Below are 26,892 nucleotides of genomic sequence, written 5' to 3'. Positions count from 1 at the left end.
CTGTGCCTGCAAATTTATTGTATATTACACATTTTCGATAATCGGAGAACAACCTCTCCATCTGAATAAATTAGCGTGATAGGACACTTATACTTAACTGTACACTTATACATTAGGAAGTTAGACCAATCACATCTCATCTCCACAATCTCAGAACGCTTAGACACTTTCCGGCGCGGGAGATAGACTTGCTTTCGGCCCAAAAAATTCATAATGAATGTTGTCCGCTGGAACACCAAGCGCCTGCAGCTCCGTATACACTGAAAGCATGAACGAAACGGGTCCGCACAGATAATAGGTGGCGTCCAGTTCATCAATCACTTGGCGAAGCCAGACCGCATCCATATAACCTTCCTTATGGAAAAACTCATTTTCACGATCAGAAGCAGCGGGTTGAGTATAACAATAATAAGCGTTAACGCTCTGATTACGTTCGGCCAGATTGTTCACATGATCACGGAACGCGTGAGATTGACCATTCGGACTTGCATGCAAAAATGTAATTTGGCGATCTTCGTTCAAGTTAACCAGTGTATTTAACATGCTGATCATGGGCGTTAGACCGACACCACCACTCAAGAGAACAACAGGACGTTTATCGTCGCTATCCAGCGTGAAGTCGCCAGCAGGAGCGGATAGTTCCACTTGACTACCTTCTTCAATGTGATCGTGAAGATACGTGGATATGACTCCATCAGGACGTTCTAATCCACCCAGCTCGCGTTTAACGGAAATACGATAGTAGGGTTTACCTGGTATATCTGAAAGGCTATACTGACGAATCTGGGTAAATGACTGTGCCTCTGGTTTGATTTTGATACTGATGTATTGTCCCGGTTCATAGCTGGCGATAGGCTGACCATCATCTGGGACGAGGTAAAAGGATGTGATGACTTCACTTTCCTGCACTTTCTGGGCAACCTTGAAGGTACGAAATCCTTCCCAGCCACCCGTCTGGTTTTCTGCGTCCGCATACATGTCCTGTTCGATCCCGATAAAGGCATCTGCAATGACATTGTAGGCTTCACCCCATGCTGTGATAATTTCATCCGTTGCCGCGTCTCCAAGGACATCTTGGATGGCTTGCAGCAGATAGGTGCCGACAATCGCATATTGCTCCGGAACGACGCCCAGGCTGCGATGCTTATGTGCAACTTGTCGAACGGCAGGCAGGATGGAAGGCAGATTATCGATATGCAGGGCAGCGCTGTATACCATATTGGCAAGTGCGGCTTGCTGTCGTCCCTGTTTCTGATTTGCATGATTAAAAATATTCAGCAGTTCCGGATGAGTGGTGAACATCGTTTCATAGAAATGACGTGTGATCGCTTCGCCGTGGACTTCAAGAACGGGGACTGTAGATTTAATGACTCTAATAGTGTGTTCACTTAACATACATTTTCCCTCCCGATATGATATGAGATAGTTGGATAATAAATCGGTTATGAAGCTGATTGTGCTTCGGTTTATAGCAAGTATAGGTAGGGGGCAAGAAGGTCCGTGTGATATAGATCACACTAAACGTTAACGAAATGTGACCCGTGTTTGCAAGGAACTACAACTAAAATGACGACTTGTAGTTTATCTTGAAGTGAGTCTATAATAGACCAGATGGAGTAAACGGCTGTGTGGTCCATGTTTTTAAAAAGGGTGTAAAGTTAAAAGTGTTGACAAACGTCTTGAAAAATCGGTATAATGATTTTTGTTTGTTAAGTCAATTTCATAATACTTTTAACGATGAAACGTCAGAATACATACAGTCAGGATTTATTGCTTTACAAAAGCAGGCTTGACCTGTATAACTGTCGTGATACGTTTGACATGAATTATGAAATTGGTTTCGTTTGGAGTGATGGAAATGTTAATGCCATTTCGCAAAGTGGCTACCAGTGATGGCCCCCTGAAGTTTAACGAACAGTGGGATATCAAGGAACTGGTTTCTAACCGACAAGATATCACAGCCGTTACCCCCCTGACTGCGGATTTATCTGCAGAATTCAGAGAAGGTGACGTTGTGGATGTTCATGGCAAGCTGACCGTAGGAGTGGACATGTTGTGCTCCCGTTGTCTTAAGCCGATCAATGAACATTTTCATATTGATTTTCATGAGCAATTCAAGCAGGGAAAACAGCCAGAGGAATTACATGAAGACGACGATACGCTCTATGTGGATGGGGATAGCGTTGATCTGAAAGGTTATGCCGAGGAAGCTTTTCTGCTGGATCTTCCGTTTATACCGCTATGTAGCGATACATGCAAAGGGCTATGCCCCAAGTGTGGCCATGAGCTGAACGAAGGTGACTGCGGTTGTGATAACCAGGTTATCGATCCGCGGCTTGCAGGGCTCAAGGATTTTTTTAAATGAGCATGATTGAAAATCGAACGTAACAACTACCTGCAAAGGTTGATTTTGATAAGGAGGTGGGAATAATGGCAGTACCTCAACGGAGAACGTCCAAGACGCGTCGCGACAAACGTCGCACTCACTTTAAATTGGCTGTACCGGGCATGGTGAAATGTGAACAATGTGGCGAACTTAAACTTAGTCACCACGTGTGCAAAGTGTGCGGAACGTACAAAGCAAGAGAGATCATCTCTCAATAATAGTTGGACATTAAGTAGCACTTCATTTCGATGAGGTGCTACTTTTTTTTGGATTAGAGAGTGTAGGTAGAGTGAGTTAACAAGCATGAAATCCCTGCTCCATAAGGGTGAATTGTTTTTGTTAGGCCAGCCTTTCTTTTTGACACGGGATGAGATATACTATAGTTTAGTACCAGGTTCTAAGATTTGACGTTACATATAGATGAACCATAATCCGTTTGAGAACGACCCTGGTGACCAGGGATGCAACTATAGAAGCAACACGAAAGAATGGTTGAACTGGCCGGATGGGACGGTTCCGTAAACGATACAGCGGGGGGTGTCAGGCATCGAACGTGTACCGAAGAGACAGAGGCAACAGCAGTTAACCAAAATGATAGAAGAGAACCCGTTTGTGACGGATCAGGAACTTACGCGCCAATTGAAGGTGAGTATTCAGACGATTCGTCTTGACAGACTGGAACTTGGAATACCCGAACTTCGGGAACGGATGAAACTGATGGCAGAGCGCTCGTATGATCAGGTACGCTCGTTGCCCCTGCATGAGATTATCGGTGATATTGTGGATTTACAGCTGGACAAGAGCGGGATTTCCCTGTTTGAGATTAAGGAAGAACACGTGTTTTCAAGAACGGGGATTGCACGTGGGCACTATGTCTTTGCACAGGCCAACTCCTTGGCTGTAGCCATTATTAACGACGAGATCGCGTTGACTGCATCTGCAGACATTCGCTTTGTCCGTTCGGTTCATTTGGGAGAGAAATGTATTGCGAAGGCTTATGTGAGATCGATTCCAGGTCAAACGGGCAAAGCCAAAGTGGAAGTATTCACTTATGTAGGTGAAGAAATGGTGTTTCAAGGCAACTTTGTTATCTACCATTCAGGTGGAGAAGACAGCGGAGAAGGAGGTCATTTGGAATGAAAATCGTCATTGATGCCATGGGAGGCGACAATGCACCTGCATCAACGGTAGAAGGTGCGATCGCCGCAGCCACGGAATGGGCGGATACACAGATCGTCCTGATCGGCGATGAAGCCAAGCTGGAGCCTCTTTTGAGTCAGTCAGGTGTGAGACCTGCCAATCTTACGGTCCGGCATGCTTCCGAAGTTATTGGTTCGGATGATGAACCCGTAAAAGCAGTACGTCGCAAGAAGGATGCTTCCATGGTGGTTGCAGGCCGCATGCTGAAAGAGGGCGAAGCGGACGCGATGATCTCGGCAGGCAATACCGGAGCGCTGATGACAGCGGGTTTGCTTGTTGTAGGTCGGATGGAAGGGATTGAACGTCCGGCGCTTGCGCCCATGATTCCGACGATTGATGATGTAGGTGTGCTTGCACTGGATCTCGGAGCGAATATGGATGCCAAACCGGAGCATCTTGCGCAATATGGCCTGATGGGCAGTTTGTATCGGCAAAAAGTACAGGGCATAGAATCCCCGCGAGTGGGTTTGCTCAATGTAGGAACAGAGCCAGGCAAGGGAAATGAGTTAACCAAACATGCATACCCTTTACTGGAACAACTCCCCATTCGTTTTGTTGGTAATGTGGAGGCACGTGATGTGCTGACTGGTGCTTGTGATGTGCTTGTATGTGACGGTTTTGCAGGAAATATACTGCTGAAGTCGCTGGAGGGCACAGCAGGTGCCATTTTCGCCTTGCTTAAGGAACAATTCTCATCTTCTCTTAAAAGTAAACTGGCTGCAGCTGTATTGATGCCTGAGTTGCGTGGGCTTAAACGGAAGCTGGATTATACGGAGCATGGCGGAGCGCCGCTCCTCGGTTTGAGCAGACTGGTTGTGAAAAGTCATGGATCTGCTGATGGCAATGCCATCAAAAATGCTGTGCGCCAAGCGCGGATTGCAGTGCAGAATCAGCTGGTAGAGAGCATATCTAAGGAAATTAGCGGGAAGTGAGTGACGACATGAATAATTTGCGCCCAGTAGGGGTTATTGGTACAGGGAAATACGTGCCTGAGAAAATTTTGACGAATAGCGATCTGGAGAAAATGGTCGATACCAATGACGAGTGGATCGTCAGTCGTACAGGAATCAAAGAGCGTCACATTGCTGCACCCGAGCAGGCAACTTCTGATCTGGCATATGAAGCAGCTCTTAAAGCACTTGAATCTGCTGGCATGACAGGCAGTGATCTGGATCTGATTATTGTTGCAACCATTACCCCGGATTCTTCGTTCCCATCAACAGCCTGCATCTTGCAGGACAAATTGGGTGCAAAAGGTGCGGCGGCATTTGATCTGTCGGCAGCTTGCTCCGGATTTGTATACGGGTTGGCAAGTGCTACGAGCTTCATCCAAAGCGGCATGTACAACAACGCACTTGTTATTGGTGCGGACTGCTTGTCTCGTATTACGGATTATACAGACCGTAACACATGTGTCCTCTTTGGTGATGGAGCAGGCGCGGTAGTCGTTGGTGAAGTTCCGGAAGGTCGCGGATTCAAAGCATTCGATCTCGGCGCCGAAGGTGCTGGCGGTAGTCTTCTTCAGATGGAAGGCGGCGGTTCCCGTCTGCCTGCTTCCGCAGAGACCGTTGAAAATAAAAAGCATTACATCTACATGAACGGTCGCGAAGTGTTCAAGTTTGCAGTACGTGTCATGGGTACGGCTACCATTGAGGTATTACGCAAGGCTGGTATGGAGCGTACGGATGTGGATCTGTTTGTTCCTCACCAAGCGAATATCCGGATTATCCAATCTGCGATGCAACGACTTGAACTTCCTGAAGAAAAGGTTGTAGTCAACGTGGATAAGTATGCAAACACATCGGCTGCTTCCATTCCGCTTGCTTTGGTAGAAGCAGCAGAGGAAGGTCGCATGAAAGCCGGAGATACCGTTCTGATGGTCGGATTCGGCGGCGGTTTGACATGGGGAGCATCGGTACTCGTTTGGTAAAATAAACATCTGGGAGATGAATGAGATGGGTAAAATAGCATTTGTATTTCCCGGACAGGGATCACAGGCTGTAGGCATGGCCAAGGACGCGTATGAGTCTGTGCCTGCGGCAACCGAAATTTTTCGCACAGCAGATGAAACATTGGGTTTCTCGCTGAGCAACCTTGTATTTGAAGGACCGGAGACCGAGTTGAAACAGACATCAAATACACAACCGGCTCTGTTGACAGCAAGTATTGCCTTGCTTGAAGCTTTCAAAGAAAAAGGAATTCAGCCTGACTATACGGCTGGACACAGCCTGGGAGAATACAGTGCACTGGTGGCAGCGGGCGTTCTTTCGTTTGCTGACGCAGTGAGCACTGTACGGGCACGTGGTCAGTATATGGAACAGGCAGTACCGGGTGGACAAGGAGCGATGGCTGCTGTGCTTGGTGCGGATCGGGAAGCGCTGGGGGTGCTTTGCCGTGACGTATCTGAAAGTGGTCATGCGGTTGAACTTGCCAACATCAATTGTCCGGGACAAATCGTCATTTCTGGTGTAAAGGAAGGCGTAGCTGCTGTCGCGGAACGAGTGAAAGAAGCGGGCGGCAAACGCGCCATTCTACTAGAAGTAAGTGGTCCGTTCCACTCTTCATTGATGAAGGGTGCAGCTGAAAAGCTGGAAGAGAAACTGAAAACCGTTACGTTCTCACCGGCAGCGGTCCCTGTAGTCGCTAATGTGACTGCAAGACCTGCAGAGGATGGACAGTTTCAGGATTTGTTAACGGCTCAGGTCTATTCTCCTGTATTATGGGAAGACAGTGTGACATGGCTTATTGAGCAAGGCGTGGATACGTTCATCGAGATTGGATCTGGCAGTGTATTGACCGGTTTGATTAAAAAAACAGATAAAACCGTTAAACTGTACAATGTGAACAGTCTTGAAACGCTCGAAGCAACGGCAAGTGAATTAGAAGGAGTTATATGAGTTAAACTAAACTTTTTACACGAGAACGGAGAGGACAGAAAAAAACTGAAGAAGCGGAGCGTTCGCCTTTATCACCGGATTTTCCCTTTAGAAAAGGGAATCAAAAAATCTGGGGATAACAGCGATCGGAAGTTTATTCTGTCATCGGAGTGGCAAGTGTAAACATTCTTTGGTTGAACTGATATAGATTTGGGGAAAGGAGGAATGATTATGTCTAAACCATTAGAAGGTAAAAATGCACTCGTTACCGGGGCATCCCGGGGCATTGGGCGCAGTATTGCACTGGCACTTGCAGAAGCTGGAGCGAACGTAGCCGTGAATTATGCGGGTAGCCAAGCGGCAGCTGAGGAAGTGGCGGAAGCGATTCGTGCCAAAGGAGTCAAGGCGATTACACTTCAAGCCAATGTGGGCCTGATGGATGAAGCTGAACAAATGGTCAAAGCTACACTCGAAGCTTGGGGCAACGTTGATATTCTGGTGAACAATGCTGGTATTACCCGTGATAATCTGATCATGCGTATGAAAGAGGAAGAATTCGATCAGGTTATTGAAACCAATCTCAAAGGAGTGTTTAACTGCCTTAAGGCGGTTACACGTCCAATGATGAAACAACGGTCGGGAAGAATTATCAATATCTCCTCGGTTGTAGGTGTGCTCGGTAATGCTGGACAAGCGAACTATGTTGCTGCCAAAGCAGGAGTTATTGGCCTGACGAAGGCATCTGCTCGTGAACTGGCTTCTCGTGGAATCACAGTCAACTGTGTTGCACCAGGTTTCATTGAGACGGATATGACAAAAGAGTTGTCCCAAGAGCTGGTGGACGGTATGCTAAGTGGTATTCCGTTGTCCCGTTTGGGTCAGCCGGATGAAATTGCCGGTGTAGTCACTTTCCTGGCTTCACAGGCTTCATCTTATATGACAGGGCAGACGCTGCATGTCGATGGTGGCATGTACATGTAATTCTTCCCGGACTTGAACAATAGTCGGGGAACAGGCGCTGGACGATCCGAAATGCCGGAAAAAGGCCGGGTTCCCCGGCCGGGAGCCGCATATGTCTTCTATGGCATTTTGCCTGCGATTCTCGTATAATACCAAAGAAGGAGGTGAACCGGATGTCCGATGTATTGGAGCGTGTAAAACGCATCGTCGTCGACCGCTTGGGCGCAGACGAAGCTGAAGTTACACTTGAAGCATCTTTCAAAGAAGATTTGGGTGCTGATTCTTTGGATGTAGTGGAATTGGTCATGGAATTGGAAGATGAATTTGATTTGGAAATCTCTGATGAAGATGCAGAAAAAATCACGACCGTAGGTGAAGTTGTAAACTACATACAATCTCATACCTAAAGTCATTTTAGTCCCGCACATGTTTTCGAACAGGCGGGACTTCTCATCATTCATTGGTTTTTCTCATTCCGCAAGCAACTCTACTCAAGCAGGCCTATCTTGGTTGAATAGATGTCTGTTTGCGGATATTCCCACAAAATACTTGCGTAATGCAGTCGATATAGAGGTGACTCGGTTTGAAACAAAGAGTAGTAATTACCGGAATGGGCGTAATGACATCGCTCGGAAAAGATTTGGAAACGTTCTGGGGCAGTTTAATGGCAGGAAAGTCCGGAATCTCTCAGATTGAGGCGTTTGATGTTAGTGAATACACGACACAGATTGCAGCTGAGATCAAGGATTTCAACCCGGAAGAATATATGGATCGCAAGGATGCTCGCAAAATGGACCGTTTTGTACAGTTCGCTGTAGCAGCCGGCTTCAAAGCCGTTGAAGACAGTGGTCTGAAAATTAACGAGAATATTGATGCAGAGCGTTTCGGTGTATCCATCGGATCAGGTATTGGTGGATTGGGTACGTGGGAGGACCAACATAATGCATTGTTGCAAAAAGGTCCAAAACGGGTAAGCCCATTCTTCATTCCCATGATGATCTCCAACATGGCTTCAGGCCAAATGTCCATCTCTCTTGGTGCCAAAGGTCCTAACATTAACGTGGTTACCGCTTGTGCAACAGGTACACACTCTATCGGAGATTCCTTCAAGCTGATTGCCAATGGTGATGCAGATGCCATGATCTGTGGTGGTGCGGAAGCAACAATCAGACCAACGGGTCTTGCAGGGTTCTGTGCTATGCGCGCAATGTCTACACGTAATGATGATCCTGCGAAGTCAAGCCGTCCTTTTGATACAGAACGTGATGGTTTTGTTATGGGCGAAGGCGCTGGTGTTCTGATTCTGGAATCCCTGGAGCATGCTCAAAAACGTGGTGCACGCATTTATGGTGAAGTGATCGGTTACGGTCTGACAGGCGATGCACATCACATGACAGAACCAGATCCGGACGGAGCAGCACGTTGCATGAAGATGGCACTTCGTAATGCGGGTATTGAGCCTGAAGAAGTGGACTACATTAATGCACACGGAACTTCGACTCCTGTAGGCGACAGATCCGAAACGCTTGCGATCAAAAAGGCGTTTGGTGATCATGCGTACAAGCTCGCAGTGAGTTCCACTAAATCCATGACGGGCCACATGCTTGGCGCTGCTGGTGGTGTAGAAGCGGTCATCTGCGGATTGTCACTGACACATCAGACACTGGCACCAACGATCAACCTGGAAAATCAGGACCCGGAATGTGATCTGGATTATGTTCCAAATGTTCCACGTCAAACCAAAGTTAATATTGCCATGTCTAATTCATTTGGATTCGGCGGTCACAATGCCACCATTATTCTCAAAAAATTTGAAGCATAAGGGGCTAGTTCGTTTGAGTGAAGATCTGAAGCAGTTACAACATAAACTTCAAATCAAATTTGACAACAGGCAGCTTTTAAAACAAGCGTTTACCCATGCTTCTTATGTAAACGAACACCGGTTCAGTCAGCATCAGGACAACGAGCGTCTGGAGTTTCTGGGCGATGCCGTGCTGGAACTGACTGTATCGGAATACTTGTATCATTTGTATCCTAACCGTCCGGAAGGCGAATTAACTAAGCTGCGGGCATCCATTGTCTGTGAGCCTTCCCTCGTCAAATTTGCTGAAGCGTTGGGTTTTGGGCAGTATGTACTTCTTGGTAAAGGTGAGGAACTAACGGGAGGACGGACACGGCCGGCTCTGCTGGCGGATGTGTTTGAATCTTTCATTGGTGCATTGTATCTGGATCAGGGGCTTGCGCCTGTCCGGGCATTTCTCGACCAGCATGTCTTTCCATTAATCGTGTTGGGCAGCAAGCTGCAAATGAGTGATTACAAAACGGAACTGCAGGAACTTACTCAGCATCACAATATGGGAGCTTTGGAATACCGTATCGTTGAGGAACGGGGACCTGCCCATGAACGTGAGTTTGTCTCGGAGGTCCATATGGGTCAGGAACGGCTTGGCAGAGGTACAGGGCGTTCCAAAAAGGAAGCGGAACAACAGGCTGCATCTGCAGCACTTGATCGACTGAAGCTTCCGGAAGCCGGAGCTTAACCGATAGCGCATAGACAAACGAAGAGCAAAGAGCAGCCCGCGGGTCCGCCCCGGCGGAAGTAATCGGCCGGACTGCTTTTTGCTCTTTTTTTTGTAAAGAGGTTCAGGGGGAGTTTGCCTGATCGTTAACCCAATAAGTTGAACTTTATTTTACACAAAACGAAGAGTGCAGAACCAATCCGAAGAAGCAACGCGTGCGCATTTATCAACGGATTTCTCCCTTGGGTAAGGGATGAAGAAAATCTGGGGATAAGGGCGATCGGAGGATGGTACTGCAATCGAAGTAGTCATGTGTAATAGCAATGGTTCATTTTATTTAGGCGCTGGAGTGCAATACTTGAAATTTGCAAGAGGAGGTGACGAGAAACCCTATGTTTTTAAAACGGATTGAATTGGGTGGATTCAAGTCATTCGCCGACAAAACGGAGATGGAATTCGTTCGTGGCATTACGGCTGTTGTAGGTCCGAACGGAAGTGGCAAGAGTAATATATCGGACGGAATCCGTTGGGTTCTGGGGGAACAAAGTGCCAAGTCGCTGCGTGGTGGCAAGATGGAAGATATCATCTTTGCAGGTAGTGACGCACGGAAGGCCGTTAATTTCGGCGAAGTGTCGCTAACGCTCGATAACGAGGATCACGCACTTGCATTGGATTTTGGTGAAGTGACGGTGACTCGTCGTGTACATCGAAGCGGAGATAGTGAATATTTTATTAATAAGCAATCTTGTCGCTTGAAGGATATTACGGAGTTGTTTATGGATACTGGCATTGGTAAGGAGGCCTACTCGATTATTGGACAGGGACGAATTGAAGAGATTCTGAGTACCCGTTCAGAGGATCGCAGGGGCATCTTTGAAGAGGCTTCAGGTATCGTTAAATATAAATCCCGCAAGCGCGATGCTACGCGCAAACTGGATGAGACAGAGCAGAATTTACTGCGTATTCATGATCTCGTGACTGAACTGGAAGATCAGATTGGTCCCTTAAAGGAACAATCGGAGAAAGCGATCCATTATAAAGAACTTCGTTCTCAGCTTAAATCACAGGAAATTTCCATGTATGTGTACCAGATCGAACAGATTCATGCATCCTGGAGTAAGGCCAACGAAAGGTTGCAATCGCTAAAACAGGAAGAGGTTGGACTGGCGGCGATTGTCTCTACGCATGATGCCAAGCTGGAAAATGATCGGAATGCGCTGCGTATCCTGGAAACAGAGACAGAGCAACTGCAATCCGCCTTATTGCAATTCAGTGAAGCGACGGAGAAAAGTGAAGGTCTTGGAGAACTGCTCAAGGAGCGCTCGCACCATCTGCAAACGAACCAAGAGCAGCTCAAAGTAACGCTTGCCGCCAGTGAAGAGAGACATCGCGAAAGGGAAACCGAGCTGATTGCACTGCGAGAAAAGTTTGGCAAACTTGAGCATGAACTGAACGATGTGAGAAATCAGTTGTCGCAGGAAGAGGCCAAACTCATCGGTGTAACAGGCGGCATTAGCCAGCAGCAAGAGGAAAGCCTCAAAGGCAACTTGCTGGAACTGATGAATCAGATGGCTCAGACACGAAATGAAATTCGTTATGTGGATCAGCAGAAAGAAACGCTGGAGCGCAGAATGAATCGCGCGGCTGAGGAATCAGGCAAATGGGAAGATCAGAAAGAGACACTGGAAAGTCGCAAAGCGGATATTGAGAAAAAAGTTGTTCGTTTGGGCAAAGAAATCAGTGATCTACGTGGTGGCTATATTACGGAAAGTGAACGACTCCAGTCGCTGCAGAAGCTGCTCGAAGAAAGTCGGGGCACGGTCCGTAAATGGGAACAGAAGCGTGAAGCTCAAGTCTCCCGCCGCGATACGATGAAAGAGATGCAGGATGATTTCGACGGATTCATGCTGGGTGTCAAGGAGGTCCTCAAGGCTTCACGTAAAGGTACGCTGAGTGGTGTTCATGGAGCTGTGGCTGAACTCGTTAAAGTTCCCGAGAAGATCGAACTTGCGGTAGAGACAGCAATGGGAGCATCCTTGCAGCATGTGGTCATGGAAAATGAATCGGTTTCCAGACAGGCGATTGCTTTCCTGAAGCAGCGCCAGTTGGGGCGTGCAACATTCCTGCCTCTGGATGTCATTCGTCCTCGCGCCATTGGAGCGGCTGAACGTTCCATGATCGAAGGTATGGAAGGTTTTGTGGGGATCGGTGCTGATCTTGTACAATTTGAATCCAAGTACGCTTCGATCATTGGCAGTCTGTTGGGTAATGTTATTATTGCCGAAACGCTGGAGGTCGCCAATAAAATTGCGGCTCGCTGTCAGTATCGTTTCCGGGTTGTGACACTCGAAGGTGATGTGGTCAATGCGGGTGGTTCCATGACAGGTGGTAGCCAGCACAAGAAAAATGTGAGTCTGCTCAGCCGGAAACGGCAGCTGGACCAGCTTGATCAGGATATTTTGGATACCGAAAATCAGATCGTGAAACTGCATCGCAGTGTGGATGATGTAAAAGTTCAACTAGAGCAGTGTCAGGACAAACTGGATGAACTTCGTCAGTCCGGTGACGATACCCGAAATGCAGAACAGCAAGCTTCGATGGAAATGAAGCAGGTAGAGCATGAGCTTCGTCACGTGCTTGAACAGGTTGCCGTTGCCGGGCAGGAGAAGAGCGGGTTCACCGAAGAGATCAAAGAGCTGGATACGGCTCGCATCGTCGCTGTGAAGAAGCTGGAACAGCTTGAAGAGGAAGAAAAAGCGACTCATCGTGCCATTCATGCAGCTGAGTTTGCTCGGAAAGCCAATGAATCCGCGAAGGAAGAATTGCAGAGCCAACTCACCGAATTGAAAGTACGCGAAGGAAAGCTCGATCAGGAGCGATTCTCCAATGGGGAACAATTGCGACGTCTGGAGCGGGAAGTGGAGTCGCTAGTCAAAGATCTTCGTCAGAATCGCACTTTACTAGCTTCGATGGAAGCAGATCTCAAGAAAACACAGACCGAGAGTGTTAAGCAGATTGAAGATCTGAACCAGTACAAGCTGAAAAAAGCGGAAGCTTCCCAAGAACTGGACTTCAAACGTGCTGCCCGAAGTGAGTTGTCGAAAAAGCTTGAACTTGCCGAGAATGAAACGAAGGAACAGCGCACGCAGTTGAAAGCTGTGGAAGAGCAGATGCGACAGACCGAAATTTCCGTGAACCGGTTGGATGTTGAGCTGGAAAATATACTGCGAAAGCTGACGGACGAATACGAACTGGGCTATGAACTGGCCAAAGAACGTTATCCGGTGCCGGAAGATGTAGAGCATACACAGGCAGAGGTACAGAAGCTGAAGCGCAGTATATCCGCACTGGGTGATGTTAACCTGGGAGCGATTGAAGAGTTCCAGCGGGTCAATGAGCGATACGAGTTCCTGAGTGAACAGAAGAATGACCTGGTGGAAGCCAAAACAACGTTGTATCAGGTTATTCGGGAAATGGAAGACGAGATGGCGAAGCGATTCAAGATCACATTTGATGCAATCCGCCGTGAGTTCGGTACCGTGTTTACCAAACTGTTTGGTGGGGGACGTGCTGATCTTGTTCTGATGGACCCGGAGCGTTTGCTTGAAACGGGAATAGATATTGTGGCTCAGCCACCAGGCAAGAAACTGCAAAACCTGCAACTGTTATCCGGTGGGGAGCGGGCTTTGACGGCGATGGCTTTGTTATTTGCCATTCTGCATGTCAAACCTGTACCATTCTGCGTGCTGGATGAAGTAGAGGCAGCGCTGGACGAAGCTAACGTGGTACGTTTTGCCCAGTACCTGCGTGAATTCTCCGAACAGACACAGTTCATCGTTGTTACCCATCGTAAGGGTACGATGGAAGAGGCTGATGTGCTGTATGGAGTTACGATGGAAGAGGGCGGAGTATCCAAGCTCGTTTCGGTTAAACTGGAAGATGAGGAAGCGGTCATTGCCTGATCGATCCAAGGCTGTGGGACCTATGAACTCATTATCATTATTAAAATTCATTTAGATTGAGCATTATTGCATAGCGCTAGATTATGTACACGATGGAGGGGCTTTATGAGTTTTTTTAAAAAGCTGAGAGACAGCATTGCCAACAAAACGGAGTCGGTTACCAAACAGTTCAAGGATGGATTGGAAAAGACACGTAAAGGGCTAGTGGAGAAAGTGTCGGATCTCGTGATCCGCCGCAAAAAAATCGATGAAGAGTTCTATGAAGAACTGGAAGAGATTTTGATCGGAGCAGACGTTGGCGTAAATACGGTCATGAATCTGATCGAAGATCTGCGCGTTGAGGTGAAAAAACGCAAAATTGAGGACGCGGCGGAGCTGCAGCCTGTACTGTCCGAGAAACTGACGGATCTTCTTCGTGGTGAACAGAATAACGAGCTGAAAATGAATCCAGATGGCATTACCGTCATTTTGTTTGTTGGTGTTAACGGTGTTGGTAAAACAACGACAATTGGCAAGCTGGCGCATCGATTTAAACAGCAAGGTAAGAAAGTCATCATGGCCGCTGGAGATACGTTCCGTGCCGGAGCCATCGAACAGCTGGAAGTATGGGGACAACGTGCCGGTGTCGATGTTATCAAACAGCAATCCGGTTCTGATCCGGCAGCGGTTATGTATGATGCGGTGCAGGCAGCGAAACAACGGGGCGCCGATGTTCTCCTCTGTGATACAGCAGGTCGTCTGCAAAACAAATCTAACCTGATGGACGAGCTTAACAAGATCTATCGTGTCATCCAACGTGAAATCCCGGATGCTCCGCATGAAGTGCTGATGGTACTGGATGCAACCACAGGTCAGAATGCCTTAAATCAGGCTAAACTTTTCGGTGAGAAAAGCGGCGTAACCGGCCTCGTACTGACGAAGCTGGATGGAACGGCCAAGGGTGGGATCGTTGTTGCGATTCGTCAGGAGCTGGACTTACCAGTGAAGCTTGTGGGTCTGGGTGAGAAGATCGATGATCTGCAACAATTTGATTCAGAGCAGTTCGTGCATGCCTTGTTCGCCGGATTGATCCAGGAGCAGCCAACTGAAAGTGCTGAAGAAGAGGAAACGAACTCCTAGAACCATTGTTAATTAGGATAAATGAATAGCGTTAAGCGTAATTGCCAGTGATAGACGTGATAAGTGTCACGTGTAATGTCACTGGCAATACGTGTATAATGGGAATAAAGCAGGCAATGCTAGAGGGCTAGAAAGGACGGTTGAAATGGCCAATACTCATACCTATTCTCGCCGTGAAGAAGTCGCCAATGCGGTGACACATGGAATCGGCGCTGCACTCAGTGTGGCTGCACTGGTGATATTGATTGTATTTTCAAGTATAAAAGGCACGGCTTGGCATGTGGTCAGTTTCACGATCTACGGGATCACCATGCTGCTGCTCTATACGAGTTCTACGCTCGTGCATGCATGGAAAGATGGCAAAGTGAAAGATTTATTTGAGATTTTCGACCATTCTTCCATTTATTTGTTTATTGCGGGGTCGTACACTCCGCTTTTGTTTATTGCTGTTCGCGGTACACTTGGATGGACCCTGTTCGGTATAATCTGGGGAATCGCATTATTCGGCGTGATCTTTAAGGCGTTTTTTACGAAAAGATTTCTATTCATGTCCACGATTTTCTATGTTGCGATGGGCTGGCTCATCGTAATTGCCTGGCAACCGCTTATGGCTGCCATACCTACTGGCGGAATTGTGCTGCTGGTTGCTGGAGGCCTGATGTATACACTGGGTACACTATTTTATGTGTGGCGTGGATTTCCTTACCACCATGCGATATGGCATCTCTTTGTGTTGGCAGGCAGTATTCTTCATTTCTTTATGGTACTGTTGTACCTGACACCACTTCGCTAGAACGCCATAAACGGATGCATCTCCACGGACTGAGACGCATTCGTTTTTCTTTTACATAGAGGTGATCTCGTACAGGTAAAGATAGGATTTGCTTGTTGTGAAATAAGGTATATATCACCCGTTAAACATCGAAATAACATATCATCAAAGCTGTTTTTATTGTGACAAGTATTTTTGCTTGACAACCTGATTTGTTTTAGGTATTATTAGGAACGTTGCAAGAGTGTAAAGTGTTTTTCCTTGACGAAGGGAGTGCCCCGATGTGAGTCAAGAAAACCGGCTTGAGAAGACAAACCGGATTAACTTGCTGTTTGCCTTTTATGAATTGTTACTTACCGAGAAACAGCAGACTTTTCTAAAGTATTACTTTCATGACGATTTTTCACTTGGTGAAATTGCAGCCGAGTTTGAGATCAGCCGCCAGGCGGTATACGAGCATATCAAGCGTGCCGAACAAGTGCTGGAAAATTACGAAAGCAAGCTGGGCTTGCTGGAAAAGCATGAACGGCGGAATCGCAATCTTGAAGATTTGCAAAATGCATTGGAACGCGCAGGCGTCTCCATTGATAACAACAAACAAATACACGATATCGTTGCTCAGCTCAGCGAATGAGAAGATTATAACGGCTCAGTGGAACGTATCGGTCTTAAAAACAGTAATAAAGCTTAAGGAGGTGGGATCATGGCATTTGAAGGATTAACGACCCGATTACAGAATGTGTTCAGCAAGCTGCGCGGCAAAGGCAAGGTGTCTGATGAAGATGTAGCCGAGGCTATGCGCGAGGTACGTCTGGCATTGCTCGAAGCGGATGTAAACTTCAAAGTGGTCAAGGAATTCATCGCCAAGGTGAAAGAGAAGGCTGTTGGCAAAGAAGTGATGGAGAGCTTCACGCCAGGAATGGTCATCATCGACATCGTTAACAAGGAACTAACGGATTTGATGGGTGGAAGTCAGGCCAAACTGGCTAAAGCGAACAAACCGCCTACGGTGCTGATGATGGTTGGTTTGCAGGGTGCTGGTAAAACAACCACATCGGGTAAACTGGCTAAAATGCTGCAAAAGCAAAACAGCAGACCATTGCTTGTTGCAGGAGATATTTATCGTCCGGCAGCGATCAAACAGTTGCAAGTACTTGGCGAGCAGATCAAAGCGCCGGTATTCACACTCGGAGATCAGACAAGCCCTGTTGAGATCGCACGTCAAGGTCTTCAACATGCCAAAGATAACGGTAATGACTATGTTATTATCGATACAGCTGGACGTCTGCATGTTGATGAAGAACTGATGGAAGAACTTCGCCAGATTCACAGCGTAGTGAATCCGGATGAAGTACTGCTCGTGGTGGACAGTATGACAGGTCAGGATGCGGTTAACGTAGCAGAACACTTTAACCAGCAGCTTAATCTGACCGGGGTTGTCCTGACTAAGCTGGATGGCGATACTCGTGGTGGTGCTGCACTTTCTGTCAAAGCAGTTACGGGTTGTCCAATCAAGTTTGCTTCCCTTGGAGAGAAACTTGACGCTTTGGAGCCGTTCCACCCGGAACGTATGGCTTCACGGATCCTCGGTATGGGTGATATGTTATCTCTGATTGAGAAAGCACAATTAAACATTGATACCGATAAAGCCAAGGAAATGGAACGGAAGATGCGTAATGCAGAATTCACGTTTGAAGATTTCCTGGAGCAGATGGATCAAGTGAAAAAGCTGGGACCAATCGATCAGATCATGGATATGATCCCCGGCATGGGCAAGATGAAACAAGCCAAGGACCTGAAGGTTGATGATAAACAGATGGGCCGGATCGAAGCGATCGTTTACTCAATGACGACCGAGGAGAAACGCAACCCGGACATGATCAACCATAGCCGCCGGAAGCGTATTGCTACCGGAAGCGGAACATCTCTGGCTGAAGTAAATCGTCTGATCAAGCAATTTGATGAGATGCGCCGCATGATGAAACAGTTCTCGGATATGATGGGACCTAAAGGCGGCAAAAATAAAGCGATGAAGCAGCTTAAAGGTATGGGTAAAGGAATGAAGTTTCCTTTCCGTTGATTTAAGCGAAGCTGGATCATATACAGATTTCATTGAAGGAGGTGAATTTTCAAATGGCAGTTCGTATTCGTCTGAAACGTATGGGTGCTCACAAAGCTCCTTTCTACCGCGTAGTGGTATCGGATTCCCGTTCCCCACGTGACGGTCGTTTTATCGAGGAGATCGGTTACTACAACCCGGTTGAACAACCGGCTGTTGTTAAGATCGATGAAGATAAAGCATTGGCATGGCTTCAAAACGGTGCACAAGCATCTGACACTGTCCGCAACTTGCTTAGCAAAGCGGGCGTGATGAAGAAGTTCCACGAGTCTAAATTATCTAAATAAAGTGCTGATTCGGAGGGTCATCTATGGAAGAATTAGTAAGCATAATTGCTAAGGCTTTAGTCGATCATCCGGAAGATGTGACGGTTCGGACGGTTGAGAAAGACCGGCTTGTCGTTTATGAGTTAACCGTTCATCCTGACGATGTCGGGAAGGTAATTGGTAAACAGGGACGAATCGCGAAATCACTTCGTACGGTCGTCACATCAGCAGCAGTTAAGATGGATAAACGGGTTACCGTTGATATCATATCTTAAAGATATACGAAAGGGGGTTAGGATGCATGTCCTAGCCCCTTTTCGTGCATGCTGAAACTAATATGTTAGACTAGATATTATAATGCATTAAAATTTTGGGTATGAGTGACTTCGGAGCAGTGCAGGGGACGGAATCGATTCTGGAGAAGCGTTAGCGTTCGCCTTAAAGCTTTCTGAAAGAAAGCTACATCGGAAGCATATGTTATCACCTCATTTTCACCTTTTAAAGCAATTTTCAAAAATGAGGGGGTAACAGCGATCGGAAGAACGAACCGTCGCCGGAACGGCCGTACCAGAGTCGGCGTACCTGTTTAATTTGATTTAATTTTATAGGAGGAATTATGGCAGAGTTTATGAATGTAGGTAAAATCGTTAATACACATGGAATTCGCGGTGAGGTGAGAATCATGCCTTTAACCGATTTCCCGGAAGTGCGTTTCGCGAAAAATGCAGAGTTGTTTTTCTTTACACCAGATAATCATCCAGTCATGGTTAACGTGGAATCTGCACGTTTGCATAAAAATATGTATATTCTTCGTCTGAAAGAGTACGGCAATATTAATGAAGTAGAGAAGTTTAAAGGCGGCATGGCCAAGGTGTTAAAAGAGAACCTGGCTGAGTTGGAGGAGGGCGAATATTACTTCCATCAAATCGTTGGGTGTTCTGTCATCACCGAAGAGGGTGAAACGCTCGGAACAATCTCTGAAATCTTGACTCCTGGTGCCAATGATGTATGGGTTGTCAAAACGTCAGCAGGCAAAGAAGTACTGATTCCCGTTATTGATGATGTCGTGCTTGATGTGGACATCGAACAGAAGCAAGTGAAGATTCACCTGATGGAAGGGCTGCTGTAACATGAAAGTGGATGTATTAACGCTATTCCCGGAGATGTTTGACGGTGTGTTCGGGGCAAGCATTCTGGGCAAAGCTCAAACGAAGGGACTGGTATCCCTCGGTGCAACCAACTTCCGTAATTATGCGACCAATAAACATAATACAGTAGATGATGCTCCTTACGGTGGGGGTGGAGGCATGGTGCTGAAACCAGATCCGATCTTTGCTGCTGTAGAAGATGTTCTGGAGCAACGCGGAGAAGCTGCGGCAACGATGAAACCTCCACGTATCATTCTAATGTGTCCGCAAGGTGAGACGTTTACACAGAAAAAAGCAGAAGAACTTGTGCAGGAAGATCATCTGATTTTTATATGTGGACATTATGAAGGTTACGATGAACGAATCCGCGAATTTCTCGTAACGGATGAACTATCCATTGGTGATTACGTACTCACGGGTGGGGAGCTACCTGCTATGGTTGCGATTGACAGCATCGTACGCCTAATTCCCGGTGTGCTTGGCAATGAGACAAGTGCCGTAACGGATTCATTCAGTACTGGACTTCTCGAATATCCACACTACACACGTCCACCCGAGTTTAGGGGCATGAAAGTACCGGATATGCTGTTGTCGGGACATCATCTGAACATTGAGGCGTGGCGCAGGGAACAGTCGTTGCTTCGTACGCTGGAGCGCAGACCGGAGATGTTGGAAACGGCAGACTTGACGGAGAAAGAACGAATTTGGCTAAAAAAGATACGCTTAGACCGTAAACATAGCACAGAGTAAATATACGTTTCGTATCTATAAACACGTTAATATTATTTTTTGGATTTCATAAAAGCCGACCTTGATCCCAAAGGTTGGCTTTTTTGTGTATTGAAAAGAAGCTGGATTTTTATTGGTATATTCTATAAAATGGAAGTATATATTGAAACTGAGTTTCATTAAGCGAAACTAAAGGTGGTGTATGAATGACGTATAGTATTATTGGTCTTGATCATATTCAGCTCGTAGCACCGGAAGGTTGTGAAGCGGAAGCACGTCATTTTTATGATAACGTGTTGGGCTGGACGGAGATTCCTAAACCTGAAATTCTAAGAAAACGGGGTGGTGTATGGTTCGAGTGTGGCAGGCATCAAGTGCATATTGGAATACAAAAAGATTTCGTTCCAGCTACAAAAGCTCATCCGGCATTTCATGTACAGCATTTGGATCAGCTGCGTGATCATCTGATTCATAATCATATTCATATTGTCGATGACGGAGCAAGGGTAGAGGAGGGTGTAAGTCGTTTCTATATAAATGACCCTTTTGGCAATCGTCTTGAGTTCTTGGAATGGGTTTAAATCATTCGTTTGCAAAATCGTTTATGTTGACATGGACAGTTTTGCAGCTTTGAACTTTTTTGCATAAGTACTAAACAGGGTTGTAAAAGAAAGGAATTTTCTTTATGGTGAACTCAGCTGGAGCAGAATAACAACTGAGGAGGAAGGTTATGAATCATCAACCTTATGAAATCGCCAGAATAGATATTAGCCAAGCCGGAGAACGCTGCAAAATGCTCTTGGGAGATCTGAATGGAGATGGCAGACTTGAGATGTTGCTGGTACAGGCAGATGGGGGCATAGATGATCGGTATGTTCCACATCAGGTATGCTGTTTGACTGCATTTGATCTGGAAGGAACTTTAATGTGGCAAGCAGGAACTGCTGATCCCAATGCAGGTGGGCCGGGCTCAGACTACCCTGCTCAGATCGCAGATTGGGATAGTGATGGGCATAATGAAGTACTATGTGTTATGAACAAACAATTCCTCGTGTTGGATGGCCGGACCGGAGAGATCAAAGAAACACGTAATCTGCCAAGCGATGAAGCGCATGACTGCATTATTCTTGCCAATCTGACTGGTAACCAACAAAAAATGGACATCATACTGAAAGACCGCTATAAGACGTTATGGGCACTCGACCATGATTTTAATTTGTTATGGAAGCATGAGGGGAATCCGGGACATTTTCCGTGGGTGTTTGATATTGATGGCGACGGCAAGGATGAAGTGATGGCCGGATATGACATGCTGGACCATGATGGGACGATATTATGGTCTTGTCAGAACTTGGATGATCATGCCGACTGTATATGGTTTGGAGACGTTGACGGTGATGGGGAAGTTGAGGTTGTTATCGGTGGTAGTGTCACGGTCATGATGGACCGCTATGGTAATGAGAAGTGGCGTTATGAAGATTCGATTGAATCACAGCATATTGCGTTGGGCCATTTTATTGCTGAAATGGAAGGTTTACAAGTTGCAGGTCTGGACCGGATTGTCCGGGGCGATGAGCATGGTAAGGATGGGATGTTCATGCTGAATAACGCTGGGCAAGAAATATGGAAAGAAAATCGCACGACTCGTGGCTGGTTAACTATTATAGAGCCTGTATGTAACTGGGATGAGGGTGGACTCGATTATATTTTGGCGTATCGCCGAGGTGGGGGAGTGTTGCCTTCTTTGGTAGATGGAAACATGAAAACGATTACCGAGTTCCCAAAAGAGGGATATGCGGTACATGCAGATCTGGTTCAGACCGGACAGGAACAGATCATCATCTATGACGCTCAGGAAGCGGTGATTTACGCCAATTCTCCAATGACATTATCATGGGTGGATGCAAAAAGAGCCAAGCCACAGCTTAAAAGGCTGTATAACTCGACTCTGTACCCGGGCGGTGACGTTAAACTCTAGGTTTTACTGATCACTCTCCGATGTGGGTAATTCGTTCTGCGGACTGGAGTTGGGTTGAAGCAAGGACGCCAAATCAGTACCTGTCGTGACCGTCAAACGAGGCAGCTTCATGGGAGGGTCTCCTGGATGAACAAATCCGGAGCGTACGGTAAAGGCCATACGATATCCGTGTTGCTGTAACTTATAAATCATCTGTGTACTGGTATAACCAAAAGGGTAAGCCAGATAAGGCGTGTCTATTCCGGTTTGCTTCATTTGCTGGATATCATCATCCAGAAGGCTGGTGTCCAGACCGACAGGTACGATGTTGCCACAGCGTATAAATCCTTTGTGATGCAAGTTATAGGTATGACTGTTAAATTCAAATACATCAGTTGCTGCCTGCATCTCTGACTTGGAGATGAAACTTTTTTTGGCGGGGTCAAACACCGTAGGCTGATCCTGAATCTTGCTGCCAATGACAAACAATGAGGCATGGAAATTATATTTTTGAAGCACGGGGTAAGCTAACGTATAATTGTTCTGATACCCGTCATCAAAGGTAATCACAATAGATTTTTGTGGCAAGGAAATCTTCCCGCTAACATATTGCTCAAGTTGATCCAGTGTAATCGTACGGTAGCCTTCATCGTGCAGGTATTTCATGTTTTGCTCGAAATCCTCCAGATTAATGATTGATTTATTACCTGTCTCACGATTGTTCAGTTTGGGTTCTATGTAATGATACATCAGTACAGGAACTTCTGTAGCAGTACCTTGTTCAATCTTGAAGGTAGAACGATCCAGCACAGATGGGCTGGAGAAGTCAGTGTGTGACAGCTGGAATGCTTTGCGTTTGACAATGTCCCAGGATGTGCAGGCTTTGTGTGACAGTGCATTCGTTGGATGAGTTACGGCATATGCATACAGTGTAATGGAGCATGTGAGCATGGCGAGTAGGGCAAGTGTGATCTTTTTCCAATATTTCATGAGTCTTAAGGTTCTCCTTTTAAAGTGGTCAATAAGTTATATCATAGACGATATTTCTACACGGGAAGTTACAGTATTTTTTCCTGTATCAGGTTGACTTGCAGATGAGAGCGTGGATTAACGGTCCATAAGGGGAGTATATATCTTAGAATGAAATTAACATGTGAGAAGTATAGGCGGCCACCTGTGACATGAATGGTTCGAGGCCTGCGACTGTGAAGAAAGAGGGGACGGCATATCTTAACCACTAGCTAGTTGTTAAAATTAAAATGGTTCAACGTTCTGCTGGCCATTACTATACTTTAGTGAGATGATAGTGAGTTTCAGCATTGCTAATTGATCAATAGGCATTTTGTTTAATTTCTCTTGTGTTTTGATATGCTGCGTGATACAATAAGTCTGTTATGTGGAATACGGCGGTCCTCTATGGATAATGAAGGAGACAAGGTGATCTCTGGAAGAAGTATGAACGCCTGTACGGAAGGAGGGAGTCATAGATGAATATCGTTCAAGCGATTACACAAGAACAACTTCGTAAGGATATTCCGAGTTTTCGTCCTGGTGACACTTTGAAAGTGCACGTTAAGGTAATCGAGGGAACTCGTGAGCGTATCCAATTGTTCGAAGGTGTTGTGATTAAACGCCGTGGTGGTGGAATCAGTGAGACTTTTACAGTTCGTAAAATTTCTTACGGTGTAGGTGTGGAAAGAGCTTTCCCGCTTCATTCCCCAAAAATCGATAGAATCGAAGTGGCTCGCCGTGGTAAAGTGCGTCGTGCGAAGCTTTATTATCTTCGTGAACTACGCGGTAAAGCAGCGAGAATTAAAGAAATTCGTTAATATAACGGATACCGGGAAGGGCTTGGAGACAAGCCCTTTTCGTTTTTGTCCGGGAAAAGTTGAACCGGAGGTACACTTCCGAGTAAAATGGTATGGCAACACATGCGGGGAATAGTCCGGGAGGCTTGTAAAATCAGTTATTGAAGTGCGTGTTCAAAAGACCGGTTTCAGTACCGACTTTTTGAACAATCTCTTGAAAACATTTGAATTGTGGATTAAATGTATTGTAATGCTTGGTGTAAGATTACATAACTGATGTGAATGTTTTGTATCCATCCTTTGAGTTATTGGAACGATACAGAATGCTGGATGTGTGTACTGCTATAAACATGTACTGTGAAGAGAGGAAGATCTTGAATGGAACAAGAAGTTCAACAGGACCAGGGCAATCCTGCCGAAGAGAAAAACAGTCGATCCAAAAAAGCCAAAAATGAAATTGTTGAATGGCTCAAAGCCATTGTTATTGCATTAGTTCTCGTCATTCTGATTCGGTGGTTGCTCTTCAAACCGTTTGTTGTGGACGGACCGTCCATGCAGCCGAACTTTGAAACGGGTGAACGTGTGATCGTCAACGAAATCTTATATGATATCAGAGAACCGAAGCGCGGTGAAGTTATCGTCTTCCACGTACCATCCGAGGGCCGAGATTTCATTAAACGTGTTATTGCTGTAGAAGGTGATACGGTTGAGGTTCAAGACGATACGGTGATGGTTAACGGCAAAAAGGTTGATGAAACGTATATTCAAGGAGCCATTGATGCAGCTGAAGCCAATGGTGGAACATATAACGTGAAGGATTTCCCTAATGAGCAGTTCCCTGATGGCAAAGTGCCTGCAGGTCATGTGTTTGTCATGGGAGACAACCGTCCAAATAGTACAGACAGCCGTATGATCGGTTATGTTTCGTTAGAAGATATTATTGGTCGTGCAGATGTTATTTTCTGGCCAATTGGTGAGATTAAGTGGATTAACCACTGAGATTGAAGTAAATAATGAGGTGAAGACAAGTTGACGATACAATGGTTTCCAGGTCATATGACTCGAGCCAGACGCCAGATTCAGGATAAGTTAAAGCTCATCGACGTGGTCATCGAACTGTTGGATGCCCGTCTGCCTGTCTCCAGCCGTAATCCGATGATTGACGAAATATTGCTGGATAAACCCCGGATGATTTTGTTGAACAAATCGGATTTGGCAGATGCGAAAGTGACGCAAGAGTGGATTGAATATTTCAAAAAAGAGGGAATTACCGCCTTTCCTGTGGATGCCTCGACAGGCACTAATGTGAAAGACATTCCGGTACAGGCGAAGCTTCTTCTGAAAGAAAAAATTGATCGTCAACTGGCCAAAGGAATTAACCCTCGTGCGGTTCGCGGATTGATTGTGGGTATTCCAAATGTGGGTAAATCAACATTGATTAACCGACTGGCTGGACGGAGTATTGCGTTAACAGGAGATCGTCCTGGTGTGACGAAGGGGCAACAATGGATTAAGGTAGGCAAAGAAATGGAGCTATTGGATACTCCGGGTATTCTTTGGCCCAAGTTTGAAGATCAGAATGTAGGTTATCGTCTTGCCGTAACAGGTGCAATCAAAGAGGAAATTCTGAATGCAGAGGATATCGCCTTTTTTGGAATCAGTTACCTGATGCGTTATTACTGGGACGCTCTGGAAGAGAGATACGGACTTCAGGAGTTCTCCAAGGATGCAGATGATTCAGACAGTGTTATTGCAATTATGGAACAAGTCGGCCGTATACGTGGTTGTGTTGTAAGCGGTGGACGTATTGATCTGGAGAAGGCATCGCGAGCATTTCTACGTGAATTGCGAGCGGGTAAAATGGGACGTTTCTCTATGGAAGCCCCCTACTAAAAAATGGACTCTACACGATGAAGATCATTATCTTTATCTGTTCATTTCATATATCCAAGTGCCGAAAGAAGCGGCCGTTACCGGATTACCGGGAACGGTCTTTTTTTGTGTATAAAAACGCGGAATTGGAGCTGGACTTACGACCAAAACGATAAAAATGGAAGAGGATTGAAGAATATTACGCTTTATGGAATTGGCTGATCCATATATCAGGTGCATCTAAATCGTGCTATGATAAATGGTGGTGCAATCTAGATTAAAACGAGGTCTGATATATTCAATTTAAACCATCAAATACCGATAAATGAAGACATCACTATCTTTATTATTGTAAACCTCAAGGAAAAGATTTGCTGACAGTGACAGGTTGTACAGAACAAAGACAGAGGATCTACGTCTATATTATAAAAAAAAGTTGTAAGTGATACGCATGCTGAAAAAGCATGGGTAGAGGAGATGAGTGTTATGGTTGGAATTAATGAAGAGATCGGGTTGAATCTACTGGATACCCCGATTGAACCAAAGAAGAAAAAAGAAGGCAGTGAACCGCGGGACCTGTTGCTCTACGAGCGAGAGTATTGGGACAGTGGATTTGAACGTATTGCTGGTATTGATGAGGTAGGACGGGGATGCTTGTTTGGGGATGTTGTCGCAGCGGCCGTTATTTTACCCAAGGACCTCATTCTGGAAGGCGTGAATGACTCCAAGAAATTGACGGAGAAAAAACGTGATGCACTATATGACGTCATTATGGAAAAGGCACTGGCGGTAGGTATCGGTTACGCGGATGCAGAGACGATTGATCGGCTTAACATCAAGCAGGCTGCGAGACTCGCGATGAAACGGGCTGTTGAAGCATTGGGAGAAACTCCTGATTATATGCTGGTGGATGCCGAGAAGGTGGATGTGAATGTACCTCAACTGTCCATTATTAAAGGGGATGCCAATAGTCAATCGATCGCAGCGGCTTCTATTATTGCCAAGGTAACGCGAGATCGACTCTGTAAGGAAGAATGGGATACGTTATATCCTGAATATGGTCTGTCGATACATAAAGGATACGCAACAAAAGTTCATCGGGAGCAGATTATGGCTTTGGGGGCAACCCCAATGCATCGACGCAGTTTTCTGGGCAATCTGCTTGGTGAGCAGCAATCGTTGTTTTAATACAGGCTTGA

The 26,892-nt window shown here is 46.1% G+C and carries 27 protein-coding genes; 25 read left to right on the top strand and 2 right to left on the bottom strand.

What is annotated here, in order from left to right:
• Positions 1-159: 159 nt before the first annotated feature.
• A complete protein-coding gene (gene hmpA / locus AB4111_RS05565) occupies positions 160-1,395 on the bottom strand; it encodes an NO-inducible flavohemoprotein (RefSeq protein WP_442030764.1) in 1,236 nt (411 codons plus the stop codon).
• Positions 1,396-1,858: 463 nt separating this feature from the next.
• Here hmpA and AB4111_RS05560 point away from each other — a divergent pair, with 463 nt between their 5' ends.
• The 21 genes from AB4111_RS05560 to AB4111_RS05460 all read left to right on the top strand — a co-directional run bounded on the left by AB4111_RS05560 (position 1,859) and on the right by AB4111_RS05460 (position 22,034).
• Positions 1,859-2,365 carry a YceD family protein gene (locus tag AB4111_RS05560; RefSeq protein ID WP_253433686.1) on the top strand — a complete coding sequence of 169 codons (507 nt, stop codon included), beginning with the start codon at positions 1,859-1,861 and terminating at the stop codon, positions 2,363-2,365.
• A gap of 65 nt (positions 2,366-2,430) precedes the next feature.
• Positions 2,431-2,604, top strand: coding sequence for a 50S ribosomal protein L32 (gene rpmF, locus AB4111_RS05555; protein WP_017689233.1), 174 nt, complete (start codon positions 2,431-2,433; stop codon positions 2,602-2,604).
• A 373-nt stretch (positions 2,605-2,977) separates the two neighbouring features.
• A complete protein-coding gene (fapR, locus tag AB4111_RS05550; RefSeq protein ID WP_253442489.1) occupies positions 2,978-3,526 on the top strand; it encodes a transcription factor FapR in 549 nt (182 codons plus the stop codon).
• Complete coding sequence (plsX, locus tag AB4111_RS05545; RefSeq protein ID WP_017689231.1) at positions 3,523-4,518, top strand: phosphate acyltransferase PlsX; 996 nt, start codon at positions 3,523-3,525, stop codon at positions 4,516-4,518. The genes fapR and plsX overlap by 4 nt, the downstream gene beginning before the upstream one ends.
• A gap of 8 nt (positions 4,519-4,526) precedes the next feature.
• On the top strand, positions 4,527-5,516 hold the full coding sequence (locus AB4111_RS05540; RefSeq protein WP_339241519.1) for a beta-ketoacyl-ACP synthase III: 990 nt from the start codon (positions 4,527-4,529) through the stop codon (positions 5,514-5,516).
• A gap of 25 nt (positions 5,517-5,541) precedes the next feature.
• Positions 5,542-6,483, top strand: coding sequence for an ACP S-malonyltransferase (gene fabD / locus AB4111_RS05535; RefSeq protein ID WP_442030763.1), 942 nt, complete (start codon positions 5,542-5,544; stop codon positions 6,481-6,483).
• Between the two features lie 210 nt (positions 6,484-6,693).
• Positions 6,694-7,443, top strand: coding sequence for a 3-oxoacyl-[acyl-carrier-protein] reductase (gene fabG, locus AB4111_RS05530; RefSeq protein WP_017689228.1), 750 nt, complete (start codon positions 6,694-6,696; stop codon positions 7,441-7,443).
• Positions 7,444-7,595: 152 nt separating this feature from the next.
• Positions 7,596-7,829, top strand: coding sequence for an acyl carrier protein (acpP, locus tag AB4111_RS05525; RefSeq protein ID WP_024630176.1), 234 nt, complete (start codon positions 7,596-7,598; stop codon positions 7,827-7,829).
• Between the two features lie 176 nt (positions 7,830-8,005).
• The gene (gene fabF / locus AB4111_RS05520) at positions 8,006-9,244 is read left to right on the top strand and encodes a beta-ketoacyl-ACP synthase II (RefSeq protein WP_062833763.1); all 1,239 of its coding nucleotides are present in this window, start codon (positions 8,006-8,008) and stop codon (positions 9,242-9,244) included.
• 13 nt (positions 9,245-9,257) lie between these two features.
• Complete coding sequence (gene rnc / locus AB4111_RS05515; RefSeq protein ID WP_091031948.1) at positions 9,258-9,962, top strand: ribonuclease III; 705 nt, start codon at positions 9,258-9,260, stop codon at positions 9,960-9,962.
• A gap of 371 nt (positions 9,963-10,333) precedes the next feature.
• The gene (smc, locus tag AB4111_RS05510; RefSeq protein ID WP_442030762.1) at positions 10,334-13,903 is read left to right on the top strand and encodes a chromosome segregation protein SMC; all 3,570 of its coding nucleotides are present in this window, start codon (positions 10,334-10,336) and stop codon (positions 13,901-13,903) included.
• A 105-nt stretch (positions 13,904-14,008) separates the two neighbouring features.
• Positions 14,009-15,022 carry a signal recognition particle-docking protein FtsY gene (gene ftsY / locus AB4111_RS05505; RefSeq protein ID WP_442030761.1) on the top strand — a complete coding sequence of 338 codons (1,014 nt, stop codon included), beginning with the start codon at positions 14,009-14,011 and terminating at the stop codon, positions 15,020-15,022.
• 145 nt (positions 15,023-15,167) lie between these two features.
• Complete coding sequence (gene trhA / locus AB4111_RS05500; RefSeq protein ID WP_253433701.1) at positions 15,168-15,815, top strand: PAQR family membrane homeostasis protein TrhA; 648 nt, start codon at positions 15,168-15,170, stop codon at positions 15,813-15,815.
• A gap of 262 nt (positions 15,816-16,077) precedes the next feature.
• Positions 16,078-16,428: a YlxM family DNA-binding protein gene (gene ylxM, locus AB4111_RS05495; protein WP_017689221.1), complete on the top strand. Its 351-nt coding sequence runs from the start codon at positions 16,078-16,080 to the stop codon at positions 16,426-16,428.
• A gap of 69 nt (positions 16,429-16,497) precedes the next feature.
• Positions 16,498-17,874 (top strand): signal recognition particle protein, encoded by a 1,377-nt coding sequence (gene ffh, locus AB4111_RS05490; protein ID WP_062833767.1) that lies wholly within the window; start codon positions 16,498-16,500, stop codon positions 17,872-17,874.
• Positions 17,875-17,927: 53 nt separating this feature from the next.
• Positions 17,928-18,200 (top strand): 30S ribosomal protein S16, encoded by a 273-nt coding sequence (gene rpsP, locus AB4111_RS05485; RefSeq protein WP_017689219.1) that lies wholly within the window; start codon positions 17,928-17,930, stop codon positions 18,198-18,200.
• A 23-nt stretch (positions 18,201-18,223) separates the two neighbouring features.
• Positions 18,224-18,454 (top strand): KH domain-containing protein, encoded by a 231-nt coding sequence (locus tag AB4111_RS05480; RefSeq protein ID WP_017689218.1) that lies wholly within the window; start codon positions 18,224-18,226, stop codon positions 18,452-18,454.
• Between the two features lie 341 nt (positions 18,455-18,795).
• Positions 18,796-19,308 carry a ribosome maturation factor RimM gene (gene rimM, locus AB4111_RS05475; RefSeq protein WP_442030760.1) on the top strand — a complete coding sequence of 171 codons (513 nt, stop codon included), beginning with the start codon at positions 18,796-18,798 and terminating at the stop codon, positions 19,306-19,308.
• A gap of 1 nt (position 19,309) precedes the next feature.
• Positions 19,310-20,077, top strand: coding sequence for a tRNA (guanosine(37)-N1)-methyltransferase TrmD (gene trmD, locus AB4111_RS05470; protein WP_253433707.1), 768 nt, complete (start codon positions 19,310-19,312; stop codon positions 20,075-20,077).
• Positions 20,078-20,262: 185 nt separating this feature from the next.
• Positions 20,263-20,637 carry a VOC family protein gene (locus AB4111_RS05465; RefSeq protein WP_442030759.1) on the top strand — a complete coding sequence of 125 codons (375 nt, stop codon included), beginning with the start codon at positions 20,263-20,265 and terminating at the stop codon, positions 20,635-20,637.
• Positions 20,638-20,786: 149 nt separating this feature from the next.
• Positions 20,787-22,034, top strand: a complete 1,248-nt coding sequence (locus AB4111_RS05460; protein WP_442030758.1) for a hypothetical protein — start codon at positions 20,787-20,789, stop codon at positions 22,032-22,034.
• 3 nt (positions 22,035-22,037) lie between these two features.
• Here the strand turns inward: AB4111_RS05460 and AB4111_RS05455 are convergent, their stop codons facing one another.
• Complete coding sequence (locus AB4111_RS05455) at positions 22,038-23,003, bottom strand: polysaccharide deacetylase family protein (protein WP_442030757.1); 966 nt, start codon at positions 23,001-23,003, stop codon at positions 22,038-22,040.
• 497 nt (positions 23,004-23,500) lie between these two features.
• On the opposite strand from AB4111_RS05455, the gene rplS reads away from it, so the two are divergent.
• The 4 genes from rplS (at position 23,501) to AB4111_RS05435 (ending at position 26,881) form a co-directional block, all read left to right on the top strand.
• Entirely contained in the window at positions 23,501-23,842 is a 342-nt protein-coding gene (gene rplS, locus AB4111_RS05450) for a 50S ribosomal protein L19 (protein WP_024630190.1), read from the top strand.
• A 357-nt stretch (positions 23,843-24,199) separates the two neighbouring features.
• Positions 24,200-24,820, top strand: a complete 621-nt coding sequence (gene lepB, locus AB4111_RS05445; RefSeq protein WP_253433720.1) for a signal peptidase I — start codon at positions 24,200-24,202, stop codon at positions 24,818-24,820.
• A gap of 30 nt (positions 24,821-24,850) precedes the next feature.
• Positions 24,851-25,714: a ribosome biogenesis GTPase YlqF gene (ylqF, locus tag AB4111_RS05440; RefSeq protein WP_440388247.1), complete on the top strand. Its 864-nt coding sequence runs from the start codon at positions 24,851-24,853 to the stop codon at positions 25,712-25,714.
• A gap of 465 nt (positions 25,715-26,179) precedes the next feature.
• The gene (locus AB4111_RS05435; RefSeq protein ID WP_442030756.1) at positions 26,180-26,881 is read left to right on the top strand and encodes a ribonuclease HII; all 702 of its coding nucleotides are present in this window, start codon (positions 26,180-26,182) and stop codon (positions 26,879-26,881) included.
• Positions 26,882-26,892: the final 11 nt, after the last annotated feature.

The sequence above is a fragment of the Paenibacillus sp. 2KB_22 genome (assembly GCF_052115745.1).
In the GTDB taxonomy this organism is placed as follows: Bacteria; Bacillota; Bacilli; order Paenibacillales; family Paenibacillaceae; genus Paenibacillus.
The sequence above is the reverse complement of the archived record's forward strand: the minus strand, read 5'-3'. Positions and strand labels throughout refer to the sequence as shown.

Excerpts from the sequence above, each read along its gene's own strand:
- rplS (WP_024630190.1), top strand. The coding sequence starts at position 23,501 with ATGAATATCGTTCAAGCGATTACACAAGAACAACTTCGTAAGGATATT.
- AB4111_RS05480 (WP_017689218.1), top strand. The coding sequence starts at position 18,224 with ATGGAAGAATTAGTAAGCATAATTGCTAAGGCTTTAGTCGATCATCCG.
- AB4111_RS05455 (WP_442030757.1), bottom strand. The coding sequence starts at position 23,003 with ATGAAATATTGGAAAAAGATCACACTTGCCCTACTCGCCATGCTCACA.
- AB4111_RS05465 (WP_442030759.1), top strand. The coding sequence starts at position 20,263 with ATGACGTATAGTATTATTGGTCTTGATCATATTCAGCTCGTAGCACCG.
- acpP (WP_024630176.1), top strand. The coding sequence starts at position 7,596 with ATGTCCGATGTATTGGAGCGTGTAAAACGCATCGTCGTCGACCGCTTG.
- ffh (WP_062833767.1), top strand. The coding sequence starts at position 16,498 with ATGGCATTTGAAGGATTAACGACCCGATTACAGAATGTGTTCAGCAAG.
- trhA (WP_253433701.1), top strand. The coding sequence starts at position 15,168 with ATGGCCAATACTCATACCTATTCTCGCCGTGAAGAAGTCGCCAATGCG.
- fabG (WP_017689228.1), top strand. The coding sequence starts at position 6,694 with ATGTCTAAACCATTAGAAGGTAAAAATGCACTCGTTACCGGGGCATCC.
- fabD (WP_442030763.1), top strand. The coding sequence starts at position 5,542 with ATGGGTAAAATAGCATTTGTATTTCCCGGACAGGGATCACAGGCTGTA.
- rpmF (WP_017689233.1), top strand. The coding sequence starts at position 2,431 with ATGGCAGTACCTCAACGGAGAACGTCCAAGACGCGTCGCGACAAACGT.
- AB4111_RS05435 (WP_442030756.1), top strand. The coding sequence starts at position 26,180 with ATGGTTGGAATTAATGAAGAGATCGGGTTGAATCTACTGGATACCCCG.
- rimM (WP_442030760.1), top strand. The coding sequence starts at position 18,796 with ATGGCAGAGTTTATGAATGTAGGTAAAATCGTTAATACACATGGAATT.
- smc (WP_442030762.1), top strand. The coding sequence starts at position 10,334 with ATGTTTTTAAAACGGATTGAATTGGGTGGATTCAAGTCATTCGCCGAC.
- plsX (WP_017689231.1), top strand. The coding sequence starts at position 3,523 with ATGAAAATCGTCATTGATGCCATGGGAGGCGACAATGCACCTGCATCA.
- ftsY (WP_442030761.1), top strand. The coding sequence starts at position 14,009 with ATGAGTTTTTTTAAAAAGCTGAGAGACAGCATTGCCAACAAAACGGAG.
- lepB (WP_253433720.1), top strand. The coding sequence starts at position 24,200 with ATGGAACAAGAAGTTCAACAGGACCAGGGCAATCCTGCCGAAGAGAAA.
- hmpA (WP_442030764.1), bottom strand. The coding sequence starts at position 1,395 with ATGTTAAGTGAACACACTATTAGAGTCATTAAATCTACAGTCCCCGTT.
- rpsP (WP_017689219.1), top strand. The coding sequence starts at position 17,928 with ATGGCAGTTCGTATTCGTCTGAAACGTATGGGTGCTCACAAAGCTCCT.
- trmD (WP_253433707.1), top strand. The coding sequence starts at position 19,310 with ATGAAAGTGGATGTATTAACGCTATTCCCGGAGATGTTTGACGGTGTG.
- AB4111_RS05540 (WP_339241519.1), top strand. The coding sequence starts at position 4,527 with ATGAATAATTTGCGCCCAGTAGGGGTTATTGGTACAGGGAAATACGTG.
- fapR (WP_253442489.1), top strand. The coding sequence starts at position 2,978 with ATGATAGAAGAGAACCCGTTTGTGACGGATCAGGAACTTACGCGCCAA.
- AB4111_RS05460 (WP_442030758.1), top strand. The coding sequence starts at position 20,787 with ATGAATCATCAACCTTATGAAATCGCCAGAATAGATATTAGCCAAGCC.
- AB4111_RS05560 (WP_253433686.1), top strand. The coding sequence starts at position 1,859 with ATGTTAATGCCATTTCGCAAAGTGGCTACCAGTGATGGCCCCCTGAAG.